Origin of the sequence: Streptomyces sp. NPDC004609, from assembly GCF_042873655.1 — a bacterium.
GTDB lineage: Bacteria > Actinomycetota > Actinomycetes > Streptomycetales > Streptomycetaceae > Streptomyces.
On the sequence record NZ_JBIALS010000021.1, the window covers coordinates 54,821 to 77,042 of the forward strand.

Annotated in this window: 16 protein-coding genes; 8 read left to right on the forward strand and 8 right to left on the reverse strand. The window is 71.0% G+C overall.

All coding sequences use genetic code 11. The features are described 5' to 3' along the window. Positions 1–239: 239 nt before the first annotated feature. Complete coding sequence (locus ACFYT4_RS21315; protein WP_389271052.1) at positions 240–1,955, forward strand: lysyl oxidase family protein; 1,716 nt, start codon at positions 240–242, stop codon at positions 1,953–1,955. Between the two features lie 153 nt (positions 1,956–2,108). On the opposite strand, the gene ACFYT4_RS21320 is transcribed toward ACFYT4_RS21315, so the two are convergent. Next, positions 2,109–2,657, reverse strand: a complete 549-nt coding sequence (locus ACFYT4_RS21320; protein ID WP_389271055.1) for an ATP-binding protein — start codon at positions 2,655–2,657, stop codon at positions 2,109–2,111. A 178-nt stretch (positions 2,658–2,835) separates the two neighbouring features. On the opposite strand from ACFYT4_RS21320, the gene ACFYT4_RS21325 reads away from it, so the two are divergent. Together ACFYT4_RS21325 and ACFYT4_RS21330 are read left to right on the forward strand one after the other, a co-directional pair. Beyond that, positions 2,836–3,069 carry a DUF397 domain-containing protein gene (locus tag ACFYT4_RS21325; RefSeq protein ID WP_389271058.1) on the forward strand — a complete coding sequence of 78 codons (234 nt, stop codon included), beginning with the start codon at positions 2,836–2,838 and terminating at the stop codon, positions 3,067–3,069. An 87-nt stretch (positions 3,070–3,156) separates the two neighbouring features. Then, the gene (locus tag ACFYT4_RS21330; RefSeq protein ID WP_389271061.1) at positions 3,157–4,059 is read left to right on the forward strand and encodes a helix-turn-helix domain-containing protein; all 903 of its coding nucleotides are present in this window, start codon (positions 3,157–3,159) and stop codon (positions 4,057–4,059) included. Positions 4,060–4,265: 206 nt separating this feature from the next. On the opposite strand, the gene ACFYT4_RS21335 is transcribed toward ACFYT4_RS21330, so the two are convergent. Next, positions 4,266–5,078, reverse strand: a complete 813-nt coding sequence (locus ACFYT4_RS21335) for an SAM-dependent methyltransferase (protein ID WP_389271240.1) — start codon at positions 5,076–5,078, stop codon at positions 4,266–4,268. 542 nt (positions 5,079–5,620) lie between these two features. Between ACFYT4_RS21335 and ACFYT4_RS21340 the strand changes: the two genes are divergently transcribed. The 3 genes from ACFYT4_RS21340 to ACFYT4_RS21350 are packed head-to-tail and all read left to right on the forward strand — an operon-like array spanning position 5,621 to position 8,804. Continuing rightward, the gene (locus ACFYT4_RS21340) at positions 5,621–6,670 is read left to right on the forward strand and encodes an iron-siderophore ABC transporter substrate-binding protein (protein WP_389271064.1); all 1,050 of its coding nucleotides are present in this window, start codon (positions 5,621–5,623) and stop codon (positions 6,668–6,670) included. 14 nt (positions 6,671–6,684) lie between these two features. Then, positions 6,685–7,719: a FecCD family ABC transporter permease gene (locus tag ACFYT4_RS21345; protein WP_389271067.1), complete on the forward strand. Its 1,035-nt coding sequence runs from the start codon at positions 6,685–6,687 to the stop codon at positions 7,717–7,719. Next, entirely contained in the window at positions 7,716–8,804 is a 1,089-nt protein-coding gene (locus ACFYT4_RS21350) for a FecCD family ABC transporter permease (protein ID WP_389271070.1), read from the forward strand. Before ACFYT4_RS21345 ends, ACFYT4_RS21350 begins: the two co-directional genes overlap by 4 nt. A 166-nt stretch (positions 8,805–8,970) precedes the next feature. Here the strand turns inward: ACFYT4_RS21350 and ACFYT4_RS21355 are convergent, their stop codons facing one another. The 6 genes from ACFYT4_RS21355 to ACFYT4_RS21380 form a co-directional block, all read right to left on the reverse strand. Next, positions 8,971–10,455, reverse strand: coding sequence for a glucoamylase family protein (locus tag ACFYT4_RS21355; RefSeq protein ID WP_389271073.1), 1,485 nt, complete (start codon positions 10,453–10,455; stop codon positions 8,971–8,973). A gap of 108 nt (positions 10,456–10,563) precedes the next feature. Beyond that, positions 10,564–12,411 (reverse strand): glycoside hydrolase, encoded by a 1,848-nt coding sequence (locus tag ACFYT4_RS21360; RefSeq protein WP_389271076.1) that lies wholly within the window; start codon positions 12,409–12,411, stop codon positions 10,564–10,566. Positions 12,412–12,730: 319 nt separating this feature from the next. Beyond that, positions 12,731–13,618, reverse strand: a complete 888-nt coding sequence (locus ACFYT4_RS21365) for a carbohydrate ABC transporter permease (protein ID WP_389271242.1) — start codon at positions 13,616–13,618, stop codon at positions 12,731–12,733. Between the two features lie 11 nt (positions 13,619–13,629). Further along, positions 13,630–14,598 carry a carbohydrate ABC transporter permease gene (locus ACFYT4_RS21370; protein ID WP_389271079.1) on the reverse strand — a complete coding sequence of 323 codons (969 nt, stop codon included), beginning with the start codon at positions 14,596–14,598 and terminating at the stop codon, positions 13,630–13,632. 4 nt (positions 14,599–14,602) lie between these two features. Further along, positions 14,603–15,844, reverse strand: coding sequence for a sugar ABC transporter substrate-binding protein (locus ACFYT4_RS21375; RefSeq protein WP_389271082.1), 1,242 nt, complete (start codon positions 15,842–15,844; stop codon positions 14,603–14,605). A 282-nt stretch (positions 15,845–16,126) separates the two neighbouring features. Further along, entirely contained in the window at positions 16,127–17,197 is a 1,071-nt protein-coding gene (locus tag ACFYT4_RS21380; protein WP_389271085.1) for a LacI family DNA-binding transcriptional regulator, read from the reverse strand. Positions 17,198–17,754: 557 nt separating this feature from the next. Here ACFYT4_RS21380 and ACFYT4_RS21385 point away from each other — a divergent pair. Further along, on the forward strand, positions 17,755–20,181 hold the full coding sequence (locus ACFYT4_RS21385) for a SpoIIE family protein phosphatase (RefSeq protein WP_389271088.1): 2,427 nt from the start codon (positions 17,755–17,757) through the stop codon (positions 20,179–20,181). 477 nt (positions 20,182–20,658) lie between these two features. After that, positions 20,659–21,924, forward strand: coding sequence for an MFS transporter (locus tag ACFYT4_RS21390; RefSeq protein ID WP_389271091.1), 1,266 nt, complete (start codon positions 20,659–20,661; stop codon positions 21,922–21,924). Positions 21,925–22,222: the final 298 nt, after the last annotated feature.

Sequence of the window (22,222 nt, forward strand, 5' to 3'; positions counted from 1 at the left end):
GTACCACATCTCTGACCCATGGAGAGGGAAACCGTCTCAGGAAGTCCGAATCCCATGAGGATCACGGGTTTCCGGCCAACGATTCCCGCATCCCGGATGCACAGACAACCCACAGCCGGGCCCCTCCCTCTCAACGGGCAGCCGCGGATCCCGCCGCCGGACGCGTACGGCAGGGGCTGACCATCCGTGAGCAGACCGTTCGACCCTCCATGTTCAGTGGCACTCGTCAACGAGGAACAATGAGCAGAAATCACCGCAACCGTCTGTGGCGTTCGGGCCTCGCCGTCTCGGCCGCGCTCGCCGTGACCGCGGGCGTCGCCGGCGCCGCACCCGACGCCAAGTCCGCCGCCACGGCCCCGAAGCTCAGTCTGATAGCCGCCTCGGGCTCCGTGACCCTCCAGCGGTACGAGGGGGAGCCCGGGGAGCCGTCCGGCGTCTACCTGGATCTCGGTACGTATGTGAGCGCCGAGGGCGGCCCCCTCGAATTCAAGGTCACCCGCACGTCCTACAACGACCCGGTCGTCGCCCGGCAGATCATCCGCACGGGCAAGAAGGTGAGCACCAAGACCCTCCCGGCGGGCATGGTGAAGGACTTCTCGGGTCTGCAGTCCTTCCTCCAGATCACCCTCACCGACTCCGCCGGGAAGGCCGTCGTGAACCGGAAGGAGGCGTTCTGTCCGAACAACGCCTCCGGGCGCATCCGCCCCGACGCCCCGGCGACGTCGAAGTATCCGCAGAGCTGTCCCACGAACCCCTTCACGCTCGGCTCGGTGTGGGGCTTGGAGAAGGGCTGGGCCGCCAACACCTACCAGGGCTACTACTCGACCCCCGTGGATGTGCCGGCGGGCGTGTACACGGCCAAGGTGTCCGTGGCCAAGCCCTACCGCGATCTGCTCGGGATGCCGAACGAGAGCCGGACGCTCAAGGTGACCGTGCTCCCGGGGGAGGCGCCTCCCCCGGAGGTGCCGGGCCCGCCGGCCGCGGGCACCCGCGGCGCGCACTCCGGTCACTCCGGTCACTCCGGTCACGGCCGTCACGGCGGCCCGGCGCGGCCCGTGGACGGTCTCGGGCACGCCAACCTCCGGGGTCACGGCATCGACACTCCCGCGCCCCCGGCCCTGCCGTACGCGCTCAAGAAGGCGGGGCTCGCGGCCGCGGCCGCGGGGGACGGACCGGGACGTACGGACGGATCGCGCAGCAGGCCCGCGCTGAAGCCGGCCGCACAGCGCCCGGCCGACCGGGCGGGCGTGCCGGCGAACGTGCCCAAGCCCGATCTCCGCGCCCTGCCCGCCTGGGACATCTTCATCTCCGGCGGCGCGGTGGGGGAGGTCCCGGGCCGGGACCACCTCGCCTTCGGCAGCACCACCTGGAACGCGGGCCCCGCACCGCTGGTCGTGGACGGGTTCCGCAAGCCCGGCAAGGACCTGATGGACGCCTACCAGTACTTCCACGACGCGTCGGGGAAGCAGGTCGGCTACGCGCCCACCGGCACCATGGAGTGGGACCCGCGCGAGGGCCATATGCACTGGCATTTCACCGACTTCGCCGCCTACCGGCTACTCAAGGCCGACAAGAAGGAGGTCGTGCGCAGCGACAAGGAGGCGTTCTGCCTGGTCAACACCGATGCCGTCGACTACACGGTGAAGAACGCCAACTGGCATCCGTTCAGCACCGATCTGGGCTCCGCCTGCGGCGAGCAGAACGCCCTGTCGGTACGGCAGGCGCTGGACGTCGGCTCCGGTGACACCTACTCGGGATACCTTCCGGGCCAGTCCTTCGACATCACCGGCGTGCCGAACGGGACCTACTACATCCAGGTGGTCGCCAACCCGGACAAGAAGCTGCACGAGTCGGACCTCACCAACAACGTGTCGCTCCGCAAGGTCGTCCTGGGCGGCAAGCCCGGCGCCCGGACCGTGACGGCGCCCCCGCACGGTCTGGTCGACTCCCGCTGACAGCCGGGAATCCGCGGCACTCGGGGCCCGGTCACGCACCAGCGCGTGGCCGGGCTCCGGCGCGTTCGGACGGCTGCGCCCATCACCTGCGCGGCCCGGCGTGTCCGGGGTGCGCGGTGCGTACGATGGGGCGTGTGCGTGTGCGAGGAAAGGTTACGCCGCGTCGGGCCGGTGGGGCGGGAGGGGCAGCGCCGCCCAGACGGTCTTCCCGCGCGGAGGCGTCAGCTCCCACGACCAGGTGTCGCTCAGGGCGCTGATCAGCGCGAGGCCCCGGCCGCCCAGGGCGTCCTCGTCGGCCTCGCGCGGCCGCGGCGGGCTGGAGCTGGGGTCGGTCACCGCGCAGACGAGATCACCGGGGTGCAGAAAGATGCCGAGCCAGACCGGATAGTCGCCGATGTCGGGCACGGCGGGGTCCACCGCGTGCTGGACGGCATTGGTGACCAGCTCACTGACGACCAGGGCGGCGTCGGACACGAGTCCGTCCAGCGCCCAGCCGTTCAGGGTGTCGGCGACGAAGTCACGCGCCTGGGGCGCGTTGCGGAGCCGTCCGTCGAGGCCGCATGCCGCGAACCCGGCGGGGCCGGTGTCCTGGTTCCACAGAAGACCGTTCGAAGATGCCGATCCGGATGCCCGGTCCGTACCGGGCGCGGCGCCGCGGGAACGGGGTCCCGGTCGGGCGCTCGTGCTCGATGAGACTGACACATGGGTCGTCACAGGCCATGTCCCCCTGGAGGTCAGGCGTTGACGCGATGTCAGCCGCCGTGGTCACGAGTATGGTCGAGCGTCGGCCCGTAATGCAATTGCATCCGGGATTGCATTCGAGATTGCATTCGCCGGAGAGTAGAGCGAGCGAACATCCGTACGGTGAGGGGCAGTTGCAGTGGAGCAGATCTACAACGGCATGCCGGCGACCGCACTGGCGGTGACGTGGACCAAGAGCAGTCACAGCAACGCGACGGGCAATTGTGTGGAAATGGCGGGGCTGCCCGACGGTTCGGTGGCGATCCGCAACTCCCGTGATCCCCACGGTCCCGCCCTGATCTATACGCGGGACGAGATGGCGGCGTTCGTGGCAGGAGCCAGAAGTGGCGACTTCGACTCGGTCATAGGCTGAAAGTCGTCAGCCGACGACCCGGTCTCACGCCACCTGAGGTGTGCATGGTGGATACTGGCACTTTCCCACCGTCCGCAGGAGCGCCCGATGGCTGCAACCGACCCGAACGAGTCGTTGTTCGCACGACCGCTGGGGGCGGTGGAGAAGAACCCCACGGCGCTCAAGCTGATCCTCGGCGGCAAACTGCGCGAGCTGCGCACCACGGCGGGGCTGGATCCCGCTGATGTGGACCGCCGCCTCGGGTTCTCACGGTCGAAAACAAGCCGAATCGAACTCGGCCGCCATGGCTGCAAGCGGGCGGACGCCCTGGCGTTCCTGAGCCTGTACGGGGTCGACGGCGATGACCGCGTGGCCGAGTTCCTCCGGCTGGTGGAGCAGTCCCACCGTACGGACTGGTGGCGCTCCTTCAACGACGTACTGTCCGACTTCTTCACCCCGCTGGTCGCCCTGGAGGGCGCCGCCGAGCGCATCCGTACCTATGAGCCGTTCTATGTGCCCGGACTGCTCCAGACCTCCGCGTACACCCGTGCCGTGATCAAGGCGGGGCCCGGCCGGCAGCTTCCGCACGAGGTGACGCGCCGGGTGGAGCTGCGGCAGGAGCGGCAGCGGCAGCTCGACCAGCCGGACGCGCCCCGGCTGTGGGCGGTGATCGACGAGTCCGTGCTCCTGCGGACGGTCGGCGGCCGGGAGGTCATGCGGGCCCAGATCGACCATCTGCTCACGATGACGGAACGACCGAGGGTCACCCTGCAGATCGCGCCGCTGGATGTGTCGGCCGCGGTCGGCGTCGGCACTGGAGTGACGTATCTGCGCTTTGCTCTGAGCGACCTCAAGGACGCCGTGTACATCGAGCATCTGACGGACTCGACGTTCAGCCAGAAGCCGCCGGTCGTCGAGGAGTACCGGAACATGCTGGACCGGCTGGGCGCGTGCGCGCTCACCCCGGCGCAGTCCCGCGAGGTGCTGAGCAAGCGCGCGTCCGAACTCTGAGGCACGCGGCGGGCACGGTGGCCGGAGGCGCCGAACGACCGTGGGCGCGCGGGGAATCACAGGCAACGGCCCCCCGGCGGCGCGGGTGGGACCGACGCGCCCGACGGGCCCACGGCCCGGGTCTCCCCGCCCGCGCGGGGAAACGCCGGGCCGTGCCGCGGCGCCAACCGGGGGCGGCCCCGCGATCGGGCGGAACGGCGGCCGGATCAGCCGATACGGGCGACTCCGCCCCACTCCAGCCACTCGTCGGTCTGCTGGACGGGAGCCAGATCGTTGTCCGGCCGCCAGGTCGAGACCTCCACCAGGCCCGGTTCCAGGATCTCCAGACCGTCGAAGTACTCGGCGACCTCCCGCTCCTCACGCACCCGGCCCCAGTGCCCGCCGGTGGCCTCGGCCATGAAGTCGGTGACGAACCGGCGGATCTCCGGACGGTCGCTGACGAGCTGGCAGACGACGAGGAAGCTGCCGGGCACCAGCCGGTCGGCGACCCGGCGCACCAGAGCGCCCGGATCGCTCTCGTCGGGTATGCAGTGCATGACCGAGACGAAGAGGGCGGCGACGGGTTGGCTGAAATCGATCAGCCTGACCGTCTCCTCATGGCCGAAGATGCCCTCGGTGTCGCGCATATCGGCCTGGATGACGGCGGTGCGGTCGTTCTCGTCGAGCAGCGCCCGGCCGTGGGCCAGCACGATGGGATCGTTGTCGACGTAGACGACCCTGGAGGCGGGGTCGACGGCCTGCGCCACCTGGTGGACGTTGTCCTGGGTGGGCAGGCCGGAACCGTGGTCGATGAACTGGCGTATGCCGTACTCACTGGCGAGCAGGCGCACCACACGCTGGAGGAACCGCCGGTTGTTGACCGCGAGCACCTTGGTGCTGGGCACCTGCTTGAGAAGCTCTTCACAAGCTTCCCGGTCCGACTGGTAGTTGTCGCTGCCCCCCAGGTAGTAGTCGTACATACGTGCCACGCTGGGCACCGTCGTGTCGATGGCGTCCGGGCGCCACGACTCCCCTTGCATCCAGTTCTCACCCGTGTCTGTAGATAGCATCAGCTGTAGGACGACCATGCTAGGGAGCGCACGGAGCCCGGTACAGGTTCGCGCCACCGGAACGGACAGCGCACAGGCCTTTTCGGCCAACTGCGGATATGCCTCGGGCCGATGCACAGCACCCATCGAGCCCCGGCACACCCCCTGGCGACCACGACCCCACCACCCCCGGCCGACGAGGTGGCCTGCGCCGATCGATCACGGCCCGAGCAGAGGTTCGAGGGGCCGCGCATCGGCGCCTGCGGACCGGCGGGACGGCCTTCCCGGCCGACGGCCATCGAATCCGGCCACGGAGTGACACGCGGTATCCCTGCAAGACAGGTGACCGCGGGACACGGAGCACCGTCCCGGAGGCCCGGTTGAACTCCAGCCTCCTCTTAGCTTAGCCTTACCTAACTTGATCACCGCGGTGATGCGCCGTGCCCCGCCATGGCCGGATCACCTCGGGACGGTCCCTCCGACAGGCGTGGGATCGGCGCTTTTCTCTGCTCACCGACTCTTGAGGGACATCCATGCTCGGGTTCACTCGTGTGCGTCGTCGCGCACTCGCGGCCGCGACCACCGCCGTCGCCGTCGTCCTCACCATCGGCGGCTGCTCGTCGGACGGCGACGACGGCAAGGAGACCACCGGCGCCCCGGGGAAGAGCGGCGGAGCGTTCCCCGTCTCGATCAAGAGCGCGCTCGGCACGGCGGAGATCCCCGAGGAGCCCCGGCGCGTCGTCACCCTGGGCCAGGGCTCCACCGAGACGGCCATCGCGCTCGGCAAGACCCCGGTGGGCATCGAGAGCTACCCCTGGGGCAGTGACAAGACGGGTTATCTGCCGTGGATCCACGAGGCGGTGACCAAGGAGGGCGGCAAGCTGCCCAAGCAGTTCACGGGTGGCGAGGAACTGGACATCGAGGCCATCACCGAGCTGGAGCCGGACGTCATCCTCGCTCCGTGGTCGGGCATCACGCAGAAGCAGTACGACATCCTCAAGGACATCGCTCCCACCGTGGCCTACCCGGATCTGCCGTGGAGCACCAACTGGGACCAGCAGATAGAGATCATCTCCAAGGCGCTCGGCAAGCCCGGTGAGGCGAAGAAGCTCACCGGCGCCATCGAGAAGCAGCTCGCCGACGCGGCGGCGAACCGGCCCGCGTACAAGAACCTGACGTTCTCGTACATCTACAACACCGGCCCCGGCACCCTCGGGGTGTTCAAGCCCGAGGAGCAGCGGGTCACGATGGTGTCCTCCCTCGGGCTGACCGTCGACCCGGTGGTGAACGGCTTCCCGGAGACGAAGGGCACCGACTCGGCGCTCATCGGTCTGGAGAACGCGGACAGGCTCAAGGACAGCGACCTGATCTTCACCTTCTACAGCGACGAGAAGAACCGCGAGGAGGTCGAGGCGCAGCCGCTGTACAAGAACATCCCGGCGGTCCGGAAGGGCGCCGTGGTGGTCGGTGACTCCAACTCCTTCGTCACCGCCTCGTCGATCATCAACCCGCTGACCGTGCCGTGGACGATCGAACGGTATCTGCCGCTGATCGACAAGGCCGTCGCCGCCGCCGGCCGGTAGGACTGTCCCGCCCGATGGCTGCGATCACCCGTGCACCGCTGGGCGGTGCCTCCCGCCGGGGCACCGCCCGGCGGGCCCTCGGCCTGCTCGCCGGACTGGTCCTGCTGGCGCTCGCCCTGTTCGCGAGTGTGATGTTCGGCAGCCGGACCACGTCATTCGGTGACGTCCTCGACGTTCTGTCCGGCACCGCCGATGCCCCGCTCACGGACGTCGTCGAAAGCCGGTATCCCAGGACGGCGCTCGGTGTGCTGGCCGGGATCGGTCTCGCCGTGGCGGGCACGCTGATGCAGGGCGTGACCCGTAACTCCCTTGCCGAGCCGGGCCTGCTGGGCATCAACGCGGGCGCCTCGGCGAGCATCGTCACCGCGACGGCGTTCTGGGGCGCCGGCGGAAGTACGGCCGCGATGTGGTGGGCACTGCCCGGCGCGCTGATCGCGGGAGTGCTGGTCCAGCTGATCGGAACGTCCGGATCGGGCCGGAGCCAGGTCAGGCTGGTCCTGGCGGGCGCGGTGGTGTCCGCGGTGCTGATGGCATTCATCCAGGCGGTCACCCTCACCAGGCCCCAGGTGTTCGACAGCTACCGGTACTGGGTGGTGGGGGCCCTCGGCGGACGGGACTTCGATGTCGTCACCGCGATGCTGCCCTTCACGGCGGCCGGTCTGCTGCTGGCGCTCGTGCTGGCACGCGGTCTCAACGCCCTGGCGCTCGGCGACGCGACGTCGGCCTCGCTCGGGGCGGATCCCCGGCTGGTCCGGTCGGGCGGCCTGGTCGCGGCCACGGTGCTGAGCGCATCGGCGACCGCGGCCGTCGGCCCGATCGCCTTCGTCGGGCTGGCCGTCCCCCATGTCGTACGGGCGGTCGTCGGGGTGGACTTCCGGCGGCAGATCGCCTTCTCGTGCGTCGCCGGTCCGGCCCTGCTGCTCGCGGCGGACGTGGTGGGGCGTGTGCTGCTGCGTCCCAACGAGCTGATGGTGGGTGTGGTGACGGCGTTCGTCGGTGCACCCGCCCTGCTCGTCGCCGTACGCAGGATGAGGGGGAACGCGGGATGACGCCGGACCGGATCGGTCCGCGGCCCGGGCGCCGGCCGCTCGCGCGCACCGGATCTCCCCGGGGGTTCCTGACGGTCGGAAGGACACTCGCCCTCCCGGTCCGCAGGGTGTCGGTGGTCACGGCGATCGCCCTGCTGGTCCTGATCGCCGCGGCCTCGGCGGCCACCCTGTCGCTCGGGCGGCTCGGCATCCCGCTCGCGGAACTCGCGGGGGCGCTCACCGGCGGGGCCGAGGGCAAGGACGCCTTCGTACTCGAACGGCTGCGCGGGCCCCGTCTGGTGGTGGCCCTCGGCACCGGCTGCGCGCTGGGTGTCTCGGGTGCGCTGTTCCAGTCCGCGACCCGCAATCCCCTCGGCAGCCCGGATGTGATCGGGCTGGCGTCCGGCGCGGGCGCCGGTGCCGCGACGGCCGCGCTGTTCCTGCCGGGGACGGTGCCCGTGCCCGTCGGAGCGCTCGCCGGGGCGGTGCTGGCCATGGCGCTCGTCCACGTTTCCACGGGAACCGGATTCCGCAACCCCGGGCGTCTGGTGGTGGCGGGGATCGGTGTGGCGGCGATGTGCACCGCGTTCACGCAGTACGTGGTGTACGCGATGGAACGCGACAACGCCTCGGCCCTCACCGCCTACGTCAACGGCAGTCTGTCGGCGCGCTCCTGGCAGGACGCGGCGACCATCGGGCTGGTCCTGCTGGTCGCCCTTCCGCCGACCGCGCTGCTCACCAGGCGGCTGAGCGTGGGAGAGATGGGTGACGACATCGCCGAGGGGCTCGGCTCCGGCCCCGGGAACACCAAGACGTTCGCCGTGGTGCTCGCGATCGCCCTGTCGGCGGGGGCGGTGGGGGTCGCGGGTCCCATCGCCTTCATCGCGCTGACGGCGCCGCAGATCGCCAAACGGCTCACCCGGGTGTCCGGGCCCCACCTGCTGCTGTCGGGGCTGACGGGCGCCCTGCTGCTGGTACTCGCCGATCTGTGCGCACAGCAGCTGCCGGTGTTCGAGAATCTGCCGGTCGGCATCTACACGATGGCCGTCGGAGGGGCGTATCTCGGGTTCCTGCTCACACGGGAACGGCGCCGGGGGAGGTTGTAGGGCGCCGGTGCTGTAGGAGCCCGGTTTGGCCGCCGGTCACGGGCCCGCGGTCCGCCTCGGCCGGCCGGCGGACGGTGCCGGCGGGTCGAGGCGGACCCTCACGTGCCGAAGGCTCCTCGCATCGTGCGGCGCTCCTGACATCGTGGAGCGCATCAGATGGCGCGCATCAGATGCTGAAACGCTCCTTCGCCAGCAGCGGCCTGACCCTGGAGGCGAAGCCTCCGGTGCGGAAGGGGCGTTGCAACAGACCCGGCCGCAGCTCCTGGGCGAGGGCCGCCGCGATCATCCCCTGGTCGAGCGCGAGCACGAAGTCGCTGACCCGTCCGGTACGGACGTCGACGGAGTCGCGGAAGCCGAACCCGTCGTGGTACGCGCCGAAGTCACGGGCCAGAGCCTTGAGGTTGGCGATCGCCTCCCGCCGGGCGTAGGGGAGGGCGAGGAACGCGGCGTGCGGGGTGACGACCCCGCTGGACTGGTAGCCCTCGATCTGCATGCCGATGGCGTCGACTCCGTACTCCCGGTAGCCGCCGGAGGGAATGTTGGCCGGGGAGAAGCCCCAGTAGCCGTACTTCTCCTCCTGGAGACCGTGCTCGATCTGGGAGCGCACATACCGCTGGTGGGTCAGCCCCCAGGAGCGGCGCGCCCATTCGGGCTCGGGCACGAACAGCGGCACCATCAGCGCCTCGAACATCGAGCCGCCCCAGGAGGGGACGAGCCTGCGGCCCCGGTGGACGTAGTGGCCGTTCCAGACGCGTACACCGTCGACGGTGGTGTACGAGCCCCGGGGCATCTGCTCCTGTCCGTGCTCGGGGAGCATGGTCCGCAGCAGGTGCCAGTAGTGCTCGGTGGGGAGCGAGCCGTCCGCGATGCCGAGATAGCTGGCCATGCGCGGTTCGGTGTTCAGCGCGCCGTAGTGGTGGCCGGTGGGTTCCCCGGTGTCGGTCCAGAAGCCGCCGCGCAGCTGGCCGGGGCCCTTGACCGGGTCCGCCGGGTCGTAGGGCGTGTAGTAGTACGACCAGTCGGCGTCGGCGAGCATCCTCTCGACCCGGCGGCCGAGGCGGGGCTCGGCGTCGGCGGCGATGCGCAGACCGGTGACGAGCCAGGCGTTGTCGACGGAGGAGAGGAAGGGACGGACGGGGTTGCCGTTCTCGGGCCAGGTGGTGAGCACCGAACCGTCGTAGGCGTCGTACCAGTTGAGCCAGAAGCCGTGGTGGCGTTCGAGCTTCTCGACGGCGGTCACCATGTGGTCGAGGCGGCGGCGCATCACGGACCGGTCGATCACCCCGAGGCCCGCGGCCGCCACGGTCGACCAGAGACCGCAGCCGATGTTGGTGGGTGAGGTGTTCCTCGACGGCACGGGCCGGCCGGGGCCGCTGATGTCGGCCTTGTCCGCGGTGAGGCCGAAGTCGGTCGTGAGTACCTCGATCGAGTGATAGGTGTCGCGGAACCACGTGCGCAGCAGCGGTGTATCAGAGGCATGAACACTTTCCATGCCCTGGGTCGAACGGACATCGGCGGCGGTCGCGGCGGCGGCCCCCGCCCGGTGGCGCGGTGCCGCCACTGCTGTCTGCGCGGAGAGCGCCGGGAGGGAGAGGGCGGCGGCCCCGGCTCCTGCGGCGGTGAGGAGGGTTCGGCGGTCGAGACGGTCCATGTGATTCCAGCTCCCGGTGAGGTGTGCGGGGTTGCGGAGGTGGTGCGGGTGCGGGGGCCGTCGGCCGTCCGGGTCCGACGGCCCCCGGGTCGGGTGGGCGCTCCGGTGTCAGGCGCGGGCCAGACGCAGGAAGCGGATTCCGGGGTTCGGCAGTTCGACGGTCAGGGTGAGGGTGCCGTCGGCGTCCGCCGTGAGGGTGCCGAGGCTCTCCTCGGGCAGCCGGTCCGCGGCGCGCAGCTTCTCCCACTGCTGCTCGTCGGGCCATGCGCCGCCGTCCAGGTCGTTCCAGACCGCCTGGATGTTGGCGTGCTGCTCGTCGACGCGGTGGGAGACGACGGTGTGTGCGGCGCCCGGCGCGAGTCCCGTGACCCGGACGGTGGTGCTGCGGTCGAGCGCGGTGGCCCCGTCGATCTTCGACTGGTCGAGTGTGCCGTTCCACAGGAGCACATCGACGGTGGAGCCGTCGTCGGCGCGGGTGGCGAGGGTCTCCACCAGGGCCTCGGCTCCGTCACCGGTCACGGCGGCGGGGATCCGCCCGCCCGCGAGACGGCTCATCAGCTGGAGCGCCCAGAAGCGGGGCTTGCGCAGATTCCCGACGGTGAGCAGTCCGAAGCCGCCGTGGAAGAGCCTGGACGGCCAGCCAAGCTCCTCGAACTGGTCGGAGGCCACCCAGTAGGAGAGGCAGTCGGTGGAGCCGAGCGCGCTCTTCATCCCGCGCAGCACGAAGGACGCGGCGAAGACGGAGTCACTGACCCGGTGGAAGTGGGTGGGGGTCACTCCCCATTCGGTCCACAGGATCTCCGGCTCGTCGCGCCCCGTCGACTCGGCGAAGGCACGGGTCATCGGACGGAAGTCGAGAGGGGCGTTGCCGTAGGTGTGGGTGGAGACGAAGTCGACGGGGACGTCGTGTGTCCGGCAGTGTTCCAGCAGCGCGCCGACCCAGCCGGCCGCGGCGGAGGACGGGCCGCCGACCCGGATCCGCTCGTCGACGCCCTTCACCGCGCGGACGGCGATTTCGTAGAGGCGGTGGTAGTCGTCCTGGGTGCCGTTCCAGAACACTTCGAGGTTGGCCTCGTTCCAGACCTCGAACTCCCAGCCCGCGACCTCGTCCGCGCCGTATCTGTCCCGGAGGTGGACGGTGAGCTCGCGGCACAGGTCGCCCCAGCGGTCCCAGTCGGCGGGGACGGAGACGAGGCCCTTGTAGTCGAAGACGGTGTAGCCGGGGTCCGCGGCGAGTTCGCGGGGCATGAAGGAGAGTTCGACGACGGGCTTGAGTCCGGTGGCGAGCAGGCGGTCGTACACCTGGTCCAGCCCGGAGAAGTCGAAGGAGCCGTCCGCCCGGACGGAGACCGTCTCGGGCAGGAAGGTGCCGTGGGCGCGCACGGTGCGTACGCCGATTTCGTCCCGGACGATACCCAGCGCCTGCGCGTAGTCGGCGGCGACATCGGATCCGCCCGCGCCGGGCTTGTCCCAGGTGAGCAGGGAGAAGTGCTCGGCGCCGATCATCCTGTTCCACACACCGGGGAGTTCGGTCGTGGGAGCCGAGGCGTCGACGGCGACGGTGACCTCGGCCGGCCGGTCCCCGGCGGCCAGGGCCCGCCCGCCGGTGGCCTCCGACAGCTCGCCGGCACCGCTGTCGGACCAGGTGGCGATCCTGTAGTGGTAGTCACGGCCGGGCTCGACCATGGTGTCGGCATAGGGCGGGTGCGGTACGGCGAGGACATCGCCCCCGAGGTGGTCCAGGGGCGCGAAGGGCCCCTCGGCGGAGTCGGCGCGGTGCACCAGATAGCCGAGCGCTCCGTCGACCGGCGCCCAGTCCAGCAGGACGAGACCGGTGCCGCTCTCGGCGGTGGGACGGCCGGGGGCGGGCAGTTCACCGGCTCCGGTGAGCCGGGTGTCGCTCGGCTTGCCGATGCGGGATTCCCAGTCGACATGGGCAGCGGACTTGTTGCTCATTTCGGTGCAAACCTCTTCGTCAGGGGTGTGGGGTGGTGGTCCGGCGGTGGTGGCCGCCGGGTGTGGGGAGTGCTCCCGGAGCGGGTCGGTCGGCGTAGTACGGGGCCGGGACGCGCGGGTGGCCGCATCGGCCGGGTGGGCGGTGTCCACCCCTGGCGCCTCCGGTGGCGGACGGTCCGGACCCATGGGCCGACGGCCGCCGGGAGACGGCGCCGGTCCGGTGGTGCGTTGCGATGGACCGTGCGGTTCCGGACCGGTCCGGGCCCCTGGCGCGGCCCGGAGCGGGGGGGCCGGCCCGCAGGGTGTTCCGGCCGGTGGCCTACTTCAGACCGGCGGTGGCGATGCCCTGGGTGAAGTGCCGCTGCAGCACCGCGAAGACGAGCAGCACGGGCAGGACCACCAGGAAGGAGCCGGCCATCAGCACACCGTTGGCGCCGTTGGCCCGGTTGGGGTCGGTGGCGAAGGTCGCCAGCGCCACGGGCAGGGTGTATTTGTCGGGGTCGTTGGTGGCGATCAGGGGCCAGACGAAGTTGTTCCAGGACTGGAGGAAGGTGAGGATCGCCAGCGTCGCGAGGGCCGGTTTCACCAGGGGCATCACGATCCGCCAGAAGATGTACCACTCCCCCGCGCCGTCGAGCCGGGCGGCTTCCAGCAGTTCGTCGGGGACCGACAGCATGAACTGGCGCATCAGGAAGACCCCGAAGGCCCCCGCGGCGAACGGCAGGACGAGACCGGCGTAGGAGTCGATCAGCTGCATCTTGCTCATCAGCACGAACAGAGGCAGCAGCATCAGATTGCCGGGCACCATCAGGGCACCCAGGACCAGGCCGAAGACCTTGCCCCGGCCGGCGAAGTTCAGCTTGGCCAGGGCGTAGCCCAGCATTGAGCAGAACAGCAGATTGGAGACGGTGACCAGCGTGGCCACGATCGTGGAGTTCAGGAAGTAGGTGGGCAGATCGAGCAGATCCAGCAGCTCACGGAAGTTGGCGAGCGTCCATTCGGTGGGGATCCACACCGGCGGGCTCGCGGCCAGTTCCGGCTTGGTCTTGAAGGCGGACAGCGCCATCCACAGGAACGGTGCGGCCATCAGCACCAGCCCCGTGCCGAGCAGCAGATAGGTGGCGGGCTTTTTCATCCGCGCCGTGCCCGTCGACCGCGGCGCGCCCTCCGGCCGCGCCGTGCGCTTCGCCCGCTCGGTGCTCTTCATGGGTGCGGTGCTCATGCGGTGTTGTCCTTCAGCAGACGGAGCTGGAGCACCGTGACTCCCATGATCACGACGAAGAGGACATACGCCATGGCGCTCGCGTAGCCCATGTGGAAGAAGTTGAAGCCTTCCCGGTACATGTTGAGGGAGACCGTCAGGGTGCTGTTGGAGGGCCCTCCGTTGGTCATCACGAACGGCTCCTCGAAGACATTGAGATAGCCGATGGTGGTGATCACGGTGGCGTAGAGCAGTGTGGGCCGCAGCAGGGGGACGGTGATCGCGCGGAACTCGTGCCAGGCTCCGGCGCCGTCCAGCCGGGCGGCCTCACGGACCTCGTTGGGGATGGCCTGGAGGCCCGCGATGAACAGGACCATGACCGTTCCGAGGTTGCGCCACACCGCCATCACGATGAGGGAGGGCATGGCAAGGGTCTCGGAGCCCAGGAAGTCCGGTGAGGTGAGGCCCATTTCCGCGGCGACGCCGGCGATGAGACCGTCGGCCGGGTCGAGGACGAAGCGCCAGACGACGGCGATGGCGACGATGCTGGTGACGACGGGCGCGTAGAAGCCGATCCGGAAGACGGTGCGCAGCCGGTCGATGCCGTTGTTGAGCAGTACGGCGACGACCAGACCCGCGGCGATGGTCAGCGGCGCTCCGACGACCACGAAGTACGCGGTGTTGAAGAGCGCGGTGAGGAACTTCTCGTCGTCGAAGAGCTTGGTGTAGTTCTCGAAGCCGATGAACTCCGCCGAGAACGGGTCGGTGACGTTGCGCAGCCCGAAGTCGGTGAAACTCATCACCAGGGTGGCGATGATCGGCAGGGCCATGAAGACCGCGAACAGCACCAGGAAGGGGGTGGAGAACAGCCAGCCCGCCAGATGCTGCACACCGGCCCGGCGTTTGCGCGGCGGCCGTGCCCCGGGCGGGGACGGGTCGGCCGTCCCCGCCGGTTGTCCGGCCACCTCGTCGGCGATGGTGCTCACGGAGCTAGCCCACCAGTTCCGCTGTCTCGGCCTGCATCTTCTTGGCGGCCTGCTCCGGAGTGGCCTTGCCCTGGGTCACCGACTCGATGGCCGCGTCGATCTTGGAGCCGATCTCGGCCCACTTGGCGAGCGCGGGGATCGCCTTGGCGGACTCCATCTGGGTGCGGAAGACCTTCATGTTGGGGTCGGAGGCGAGCTTGCCCTCGTTCCAGGCCGCCTTGTTGCTGGGGAGGTCGGTGGTGCGCACATACCAGTCGGCCTGGTTCGCGGGTTCCGTGAGGTACTTGATGAACTCGGTCGCCGCGGCCTTGTGCTTGCTGTCCTTGGAGACGACCAGGCTGGAGCCGCCCGCCCAGGAGGTGGAGGAGGTGCCGGAGGGAAGCGCGGCCGCGGCCCACTTGCCCTTCAGCTGGGGCTGGTTCTCGGCGATGTTGGTGGTCTGCCAGGGACCGGACAGGAACATCGGGACGCTGTCGTTGCCGAAGTCCTTGATGACGTCGTAGCCGGGCTGCACGCTCTTCTTGGCGAGGCCCTTCTCGAAGTACGAGGCGTACTCGGTCAGGGACGTGACGGCGGCCTTGCTGTCGAGGGCGGGCTTGCCGTCCTTGATCAGTTCTCCGCCGGCCGAGTAGAAGAACGGCAGCCAGTTCTGCCAGGCGTCGAGGTTGTAGGGCTGCAGGGAGACGCCCCACTTGGTCTTCGCCTTGTCCTGGTAGGCGCTCGCGAGGGCCGAGAGCTCCGCCCAGTTCGCGGGGGCCTTCCGCACGCCGGCCTTCTCGGCCAGATCGGTGCGGTAGTACAGGACCCGGGCGTCGACGTACCAGGGGACGCCGTAGACCTCGCCGTCGACGACGTTGCCCTCCCAGGCGGCGGGGAAGAAGTCGTCCTTCTTGAACACCTTGGTGTCCACCGGCTCCAGGACGCCGAGTTCGGCGAACTCGCCCATGAAGGTGGAGCCCATCTGCGTCACGTCCGGCAGATTTCCGGCGGCCGCGGCGGAGACCAGCTTCTGGTGGGCGACGTCCCAGCCCACGGGTGTGACCTTCACCGTGATGTTGGGGTTCTTCTTCTGGTAGGCGGCGGCGACCTCGCCGAGCTTCTCGCCCTCGGTGCCCATGGCCCAGACGGTCAGCGTCTGCTTCTTGTCCGCCGCGACCCCCGCCCCGCCCGAACTGCCGCACGCGGAGATTCCGAACGTGGCCGCGAGCGCGACGGCGACCGAAGCAGTTCTGGCAGTGCGGTGCATGGTGCTCCTCCTTGAGCTTCCGGCAGTCCGGCCGGTGATGTATGCGCTGCCTGTAAGCGCATACATCACCCTGCGACAGCCTCCCGGACATCCGCAAGAACCCTCGGGATAACGCTTTTGTAACGACGCCGCCATGCGGGCACCCGACAGAAGAACGCTAGGCGGAACGTTTGCAGACCGAAAGCACATGTGTGCCATTCCGTTTCCCGGGACGGTCGCAACGCACCACGCGCCCCGACCCCGGGTGCGGAACCGGGCCGGGGCGCGTCAAAGGTTCGCGGGTCAGGCGCGGGGGGCCGGGGGGCAGCCGCAACTGGCGCGGCGGACCACGGAGACCGGCAGCATCAGGGAGTCCGGCTCACGGGTACGGTCCCGCAGGCGCTGTACCAGCAGTTCCACGGCCTCCTCGCCCAGGCGTCGCATGGGCTGCCGTACGGTCGTGAGCGCGGGTCGCACCAGGCGGCTCAGGGGAATGCCGTCGAACCCGGTCACGGCCATGTCCCCGGGCACCCGCACCCCCCGCCCCTCCAGCGCGTGCAGGGCGCCCACCGCCATCTGGTCGTTGGCGAACAGCATCGCCTCGGGCCGCTCCCCCTCCCGGTCGAGCAGAGCCTCCGCCGCCCGCGCCCCTTCGGCCTGGGTCATCATCAGGACGCGTACGGCCGGTTCGTCCGGCACCGGGAGCCCGGCTTCCCTGCACGCCTCGCGGAACCCGGCGAACCGGGCCTCGGCGTCCGGCGAGTCCCGGTCACCCCCCACGAAGACGAGCCGGCGCAGTCCGTGGTCGCGGATCAGATGGCGGGCGAGTTCCCGCTCGCCGTCGACGTTCGCCACCTCGATGTGGTCGAGATGGTCGATCTCCCGGGGACCCGCGAGCATCACGACGGGCAGCCGCCGCGAGATGACCTCCAGGTCCTCCGTGGGAACGGTCCGGGCCAGGACGGCGAATCCGTCGACCCGTCCCGCCACCTGCTCGACCAGGCTCTGCGACCCGCCCTCCAGGGGGGCGGCGATCAGGAGGGCGTAGCCGTGGCGGCGGGCCGCGCGCTCCATCCCGTGGATGATCTGGTCGGAGTAGAGCATGACCGCGGAGTCGTCGTCCTCCACGTCCGCGCCGTCCGCCTCCGCGTCGGGATCGGTGTAGTCGGGGAAGCAGAGCCCGAGGACACCGGTGGTACGGCTGGCGAGTCCGCGGGCGTTGCCGCTCGGCACATAGCCGAGCTCCCGTGCGGCCTCCAGCACGCGCTCACGGGTCCGGGCGCGTACGGAATCGGGATTCCGGTAGACCCGCGACACCGTCGCGATGGAGACGCCCGACCGCTCGGCGACGTCGTACACAGTGGGGGTGCTCACCCGACCGACCGTCCGCTTCTTTGTCTCTCGTGACCTTTGCGTATGCGCTCTGAAAGCGCATTCACCCTAGGTCGCGCGCCCCCGCCGGGCAAGACCGGCCCCCCGGGAGCGGTGCGTCCGCCGCCGGTGCGGCGGGTTTCCGGCCGGCGGCTCTCCCGGCGGGACCGCCGGGGTCCGCCCACCTGGTACGTGGTGCTCCGCGACCGGCCGCGGGCCGCGGTGCGGGGCGTCCCCGTGCGGGACCCATCCCCCGCCGGAGATCCCCCGTGCCCGAGGTCGCCGTGCGGGACGTTCCCGTATCCGAAGAGTCCGTGCCGGGCGTCGCCGGGTCGCGGGCCGGGGACGCCCCGCGCGGCGACTTCGCGCGCCGGCGGTCGCGAGGCCGCCGGACGGCCGTGGGAAGCGTGGTCGGGATTACCCCGTCCCCTCTTCCGGCGGGGACGGCGCGGCATAGAGTGGGCGGTCACGGCGAGGACACCGTCCCAGCCGGGTCCGGTCGGCCCCACGCCGTGGAAGCGCTGAGCGCGGCCATGGCTTCCCGGGAGGCGGTACGGGCCTTGAGCAGGCATCACTTTGCGTTCTGCGGGGCGGGGTCCGCAGCCGTCTATCTACTGGGCGACAACGGCGACGCCCTGGATCTCGCCGAAGCGGTCGAGGGCCCCGGCGGGCCGTACACCGTGCCCCCGCTGATCCGGCTCGCCGGCCGCTCCCCCGTCGCGGAGGTGTTCCGTACGGGCCGGGCGCTGTGGCTCGACCCCGCCGCGCTCCGGGTGTACGCGGCCGACGACGCCCACGGCTGCCCGGACAGCGATCTGCGGAACCGGGTCAAGACCTGGCCGCCCGGCACCTCGCTGGGCGCGCTCCCCCTGGGCGGGCACGCCAGCAGGCGCGGCTGCCTCGTGGTGATGGGAGCGTTCCCCGAGGGCTTCGACCCGGACCGCCGCCAGCTCCTGGAGCTGTACGCGGATCAAGTGGCCGCGGGCATCGAGGCGTTCGAGTCACGGATGGTTCGGCACCAGCAGCCGCGCCGGGCCCGTGGCTCGGGCCTCGTGCCCCTGCGCAGCGGGGCCTTCACCCTCCAGCTGGACACCGGCGGGATGACGGCGGACGCCCAGGTGCTGGATCTGCTCGGCATCGGCCCCGAGGACTTCGACGGGCGCGCGGAGACCCTGGTCGCCTGTGCTGTACCGGACGACGTCCCCGCGCTGATGTCCGTCGTGGAGCCGGGGCTGTGGCCGTCGTCCGACCATCAGCTGGCGTTCCGGATCCGTTGCCGCAACGGCGAGTTACGGTGGCTGGGCCTGCGCTGCAGGGTGCTGGCGGCCGCCGACGGCACACCAAAGCGGGTACTGGGTGTGGTCGCGGACGCCTCCTATCTGCGGCCCAGCGCCGACGAGGTCTCCCGGGTGCAGCGGCTCTCCGCCGAGCTGGCGGGCGCGACGACCGTACGCGATGTCAGCGAGGTGGTGGTCGCGGCGCTGCGCGCTCCCCTGAACGCGAGCCGGGTGGCGGTCGCACAGGTGGAGGGCGACCGGCTGTTCGTCACCGTCCTCGATCCACCGCGCCCGGACGCCTGGCCCGAGGCGTGGCGCTCCGAATGGCGCTCCGAGTGGCCCGACGCGTCGAGCGGCGCCCTGCCGACGCTGAAGCGGACCCTCCGCGAGGGCACGGTGACCGTATGGCTGCCCGGCGCCGCCCTCGAACCCGGGCTGGCGGACATCGGACCCGGCGGGCTCGCGGTCCTGCCGCTCCAGGCGGACGGCCGGATGGTCGGCGTCTGCCTGGTGGGCTGGGACGAGGAGCACCGCTTCGGCCCTGAGGAAAGGTCTCTGCTGACTGCGACGGCCAGTCTGGTCGGGCAGGCGCTGATGCGGGCCCACGCGCTGGACGCCCGGCACGAGCTGGCCAGAACCCTCCAGCGCAGTCTGCTGCCGCGCACACTGCCGGTGCTGCCGGGCGGAAAGGCCGTCGCCCGCTATCTTCCCGCGACCGTGGGTCTGGAAGTGGGCGGCGACTGGTACGACGTGATCCCCCTGCCCGACAGCCATGTCGCCCTCGTCATAGGGGATGTCCAGGGCCACAGCGCCGAGGCGGCGACCATCATGGGGCAGATGCGGACGGCCATCAGGGCGTACGCGGTGGAAGGCCATCCGCCCGATGTGGTCGTCGGCCTGGCCAACCGCCTGCTCATGGGCATGGAGACCGATCTCTTCGCCACCTGCTGCTATGTGGATCTGGACATGGAGGAGGGCCGTGCGCTCTTCGTCCGGGCGGGGCATCTGCCGCCGCTGCTGCGGCGCCCCGACGGCGCCACCGAGGAAATCGACGTCCAGGGCGGGCCGCCGCTGGGTGTGATGACGGACGCCCAGTTCCCGATGACCGGGGCGGGGCTGGCTCCCGGCACGGTGCTGGCGCTGCTGACGGACGGGCTCGTCGAGTCGGCGAACCTGCCGCTGGACGAGGGGATGAGCCGGCTGCGCCGACTGCTCGCCGCGGCCGATCCGGCGGACGCCGGGCGCATGGCCGACGAGCTGCTCGGAAACGTGGACCGTCGCGACGACGATGTCGCGGTGCTGCTGCTGCGGTACGACGGGATGGCCGCCAGGCCCGTACGCGCCCGCTGGACGGTGTGGCGGCTCCCCGACGCCATCGTGCACGCCCGCCGGTTCACCGCCCGTACCCTGCGGTCCTGGGGTGCGGCCGAGGACATGGACGTCGCGCTGCTGATCGTCTCCGAGCTGGTCACCAACGCTATCGCGCACACCCCGGGGCAGGTCCGCCTGGATCTGACACTGTCTCAGGACCGGCTGCGGATCGCCGTCAACGACTCTTCTCCCCGCTCCCCCGCACGGCCGGCGGGGCTGGATCTGGACGCGACCGGGGGCCGGGGGCTGCTGATCGTCGAGGCGCTTGCGACGGCGTACGGTTCGCTGCCGTTCGCCGGGGGCAAGCAGGTGTGGGCGGAGGTCGGGTTGACCCGCTGATCCGGCCGACGGCGACCGGGCATCCGCGCTGAGCGGCCGCGGGGTGCCCGTACACGAGTCGCAGGGGCGCGGGCGGCAGGGTGGGCCGTCGGCCGGAGCGGCCGGTGCGCGCGGCCGCGGACCGAGGACGCGCGCCGGTGCCACCGCACACGGGCGGTGGCGGCCCCGCCGGGAGAGGCGCGGTGGGCTCCGGCGGGTCACCTACGGCGGACGGGTGCTTCCGGTGGGAAGCCGCCCGCGGGGAAGACTCCACCCGGCGCTATCGCACGGCCGCGCCCGGCGGTCGGCGCTTGCGCGCGGGTACCCGGATTCCCGTCGGCCCGGACGGACCGGCCTCCTACACTCATCCGTATGCGCCGACGACATTGATCCTGCACCCCAGGTCCATCCGGAACGGACGGAGCGCGCTGCCGGGGCCCGCCTCCGGGACGAGCAGTCACCGCCACCGTCCACTGCTCCGTTCCGGAGGACCTTTCCGTGCAGTTTTCCGCCTCGCTCCCGCCCATGCGCTCCGGCCTGCCCGATGACCGCCCCCTGCGTCGGCTGGAGCGAAGACTCCTCGCCTACTCGGGCCTCAAGGACCTGATCCTCCTCTATCCGGTCTACGCGCTGCTGTTCGCCGAACACGGCCTGACCACCGCCGAGATCTCCTCCCTGTTCGCCCTCTGGTCCGTGACCGGCCTGGTGGTCGAGGTGCCGTCCGGTGCCTGGGCGGACCTGGTGTCCCGGCGCCTCCTCATCGTCGTCGGACCGCTGCTGAAGGCGGTGGGTTGCGCCCTGTGGGTGCTCACCCCCTCGTACGGGACGTTCGCCCTCGGTTTTGTGCTCTGGGGCACCGGCAGCGCTCTGCGCTCCGGAGCGATGGAGGCGCTGGTCTACGAGGAGTTGGAGCGGCTCGGCGCGGCCTCCCGCTACACGCGGCTGATCGGCCGTTCCGCCGCGGTGAGCGCGATCGCCACGGCCGCGGCCACCGCCGCGGCCGCTCCCGTGTTCGCCGCCGGAGGCTTCACGGCCCTGGGTGTCGCGAGTGTCGTGGCCTGTCTGCTGGCCGCCGCGGTGGCCGCGCTCCTTCCCGAACACCGGGACGTCCGCCGACCGGAGCACCCGGGCACGCACACGGGCGCGGGCGCGCATACCGGCGCGGGCTCGGCGTACCTCGCGACGCTGAAGGAGGGGCTGCGCGAGGTGCGCACCGGCGCGTCCGTGCGGCACGCGCTGATGACGACCGTTCTTCTCTCGACGGTCTGGGAGGCGCTGGACGAGTACGTTCCGCTGCTGGCCGCCGAGGCGGGGGCCGAGACACGTGACGTGCCGTTCCTGGTTCTGGCCGTGTGGGTGGGTGTGACGCTCGGCAGTCTGCTGGCGGCCCGCGCGGAGCATCTGGGTGCCCGGGCGGCGGGGGTCGCGCTGGCGGGGGCGGCGCTGGCCACGGTGGTGGGTACGCTGTCCGGCACCCCGGCCGGATTCCTCCCGCTGGCCCTGGCGTTCCTGGTGTTCCAGGCGGCGGAGGTGGTCGCCGAGGCACGTCTCCAGGCCGCCATCACGGGACCGAGCCGGGCGACCGTGACCTCGCTCGTCGGCCTCGGCACCGGAGGGTCGACGCTGATGGTGTACGTGGTGTACGGCGCCGTCTCCGGATACACCGGCCACGGCCCGCTGTTCGCCCTGTCCGCCGTCCCCTACCTGCTGGCCGCGGTGGTGACGTTCCGGGGCCGTGCCGGCGCAGGGAAGGTGTCCGGCTGACAGGGCCGCCGACGTCTCCTGCGGACGACCGCGCCCGGCGGGGACAGGCAGTACAGTCGTCGAGCCGTCCATGGACGAAGGCGATCCGGCCGGGGGCCGGGTCGCCCGGTCACCACCGTGGGCGTACGGCCGCCAGGGGCTCGGGGGCGCACGCCCCCGGGGCCCACCGATGCCGCGACTGCGCCGCCGCGGGCGGGCAATGCTCCCAACTCCGAGTCCGGTCGGGGCGGTTTCCCCGATGATGGGGAACGGCGGTCGCCCGCTCGCGGGTCCGGCCACCGTCACATCGTCGTACACG

Excerpts from the sequence above, each read along its gene's own strand:
- ACFYT4_RS21315 (WP_389271052.1), top strand. The coding sequence starts at position 240 with ATGAGCAGAAATCACCGCAACCGTCTGTGGCGTTCGGGCCTCGCCGTC.
- ACFYT4_RS21330 (WP_389271061.1), top strand. The coding sequence starts at position 3,157 with ATGGCTGCAACCGACCCGAACGAGTCGTTGTTCGCACGACCGCTGGGG.
- ACFYT4_RS21335 (WP_389271240.1), bottom strand. The coding sequence starts at position 5,078 with ATGCAAGGGGAGTCGTGGCGCCCGGACGCCATCGACACGACGGTGCCC.
- ACFYT4_RS21340 (WP_389271064.1), top strand. The coding sequence starts at position 5,621 with ATGCTCGGGTTCACTCGTGTGCGTCGTCGCGCACTCGCGGCCGCGACC.
- ACFYT4_RS21345 (WP_389271067.1), top strand. The coding sequence starts at position 6,685 with ATGGCTGCGATCACCCGTGCACCGCTGGGCGGTGCCTCCCGCCGGGGC.
- ACFYT4_RS21350 (WP_389271070.1), top strand. The coding sequence starts at position 7,716 with ATGACGCCGGACCGGATCGGTCCGCGGCCCGGGCGCCGGCCGCTCGCG.
- ACFYT4_RS21355 (WP_389271073.1), bottom strand. The coding sequence starts at position 10,455 with ATGGACCGTCTCGACCGCCGAACCCTCCTCACCGCCGCAGGAGCCGGG.
- ACFYT4_RS21360 (WP_389271076.1), bottom strand. The coding sequence starts at position 12,411 with ATGAGCAACAAGTCCGCTGCCCATGTCGACTGGGAATCCCGCATCGGC.
- ACFYT4_RS21365 (WP_389271242.1), bottom strand. The coding sequence starts at position 13,618 with ATGAAGAGCACCGAGCGGGCGAAGCGCACGGCGCGGCCGGAGGGCGCG.
- ACFYT4_RS21375 (WP_389271082.1), bottom strand. The coding sequence starts at position 15,844 with ATGCACCGCACTGCCAGAACTGCTTCGGTCGCCGTCGCGCTCGCGGCC.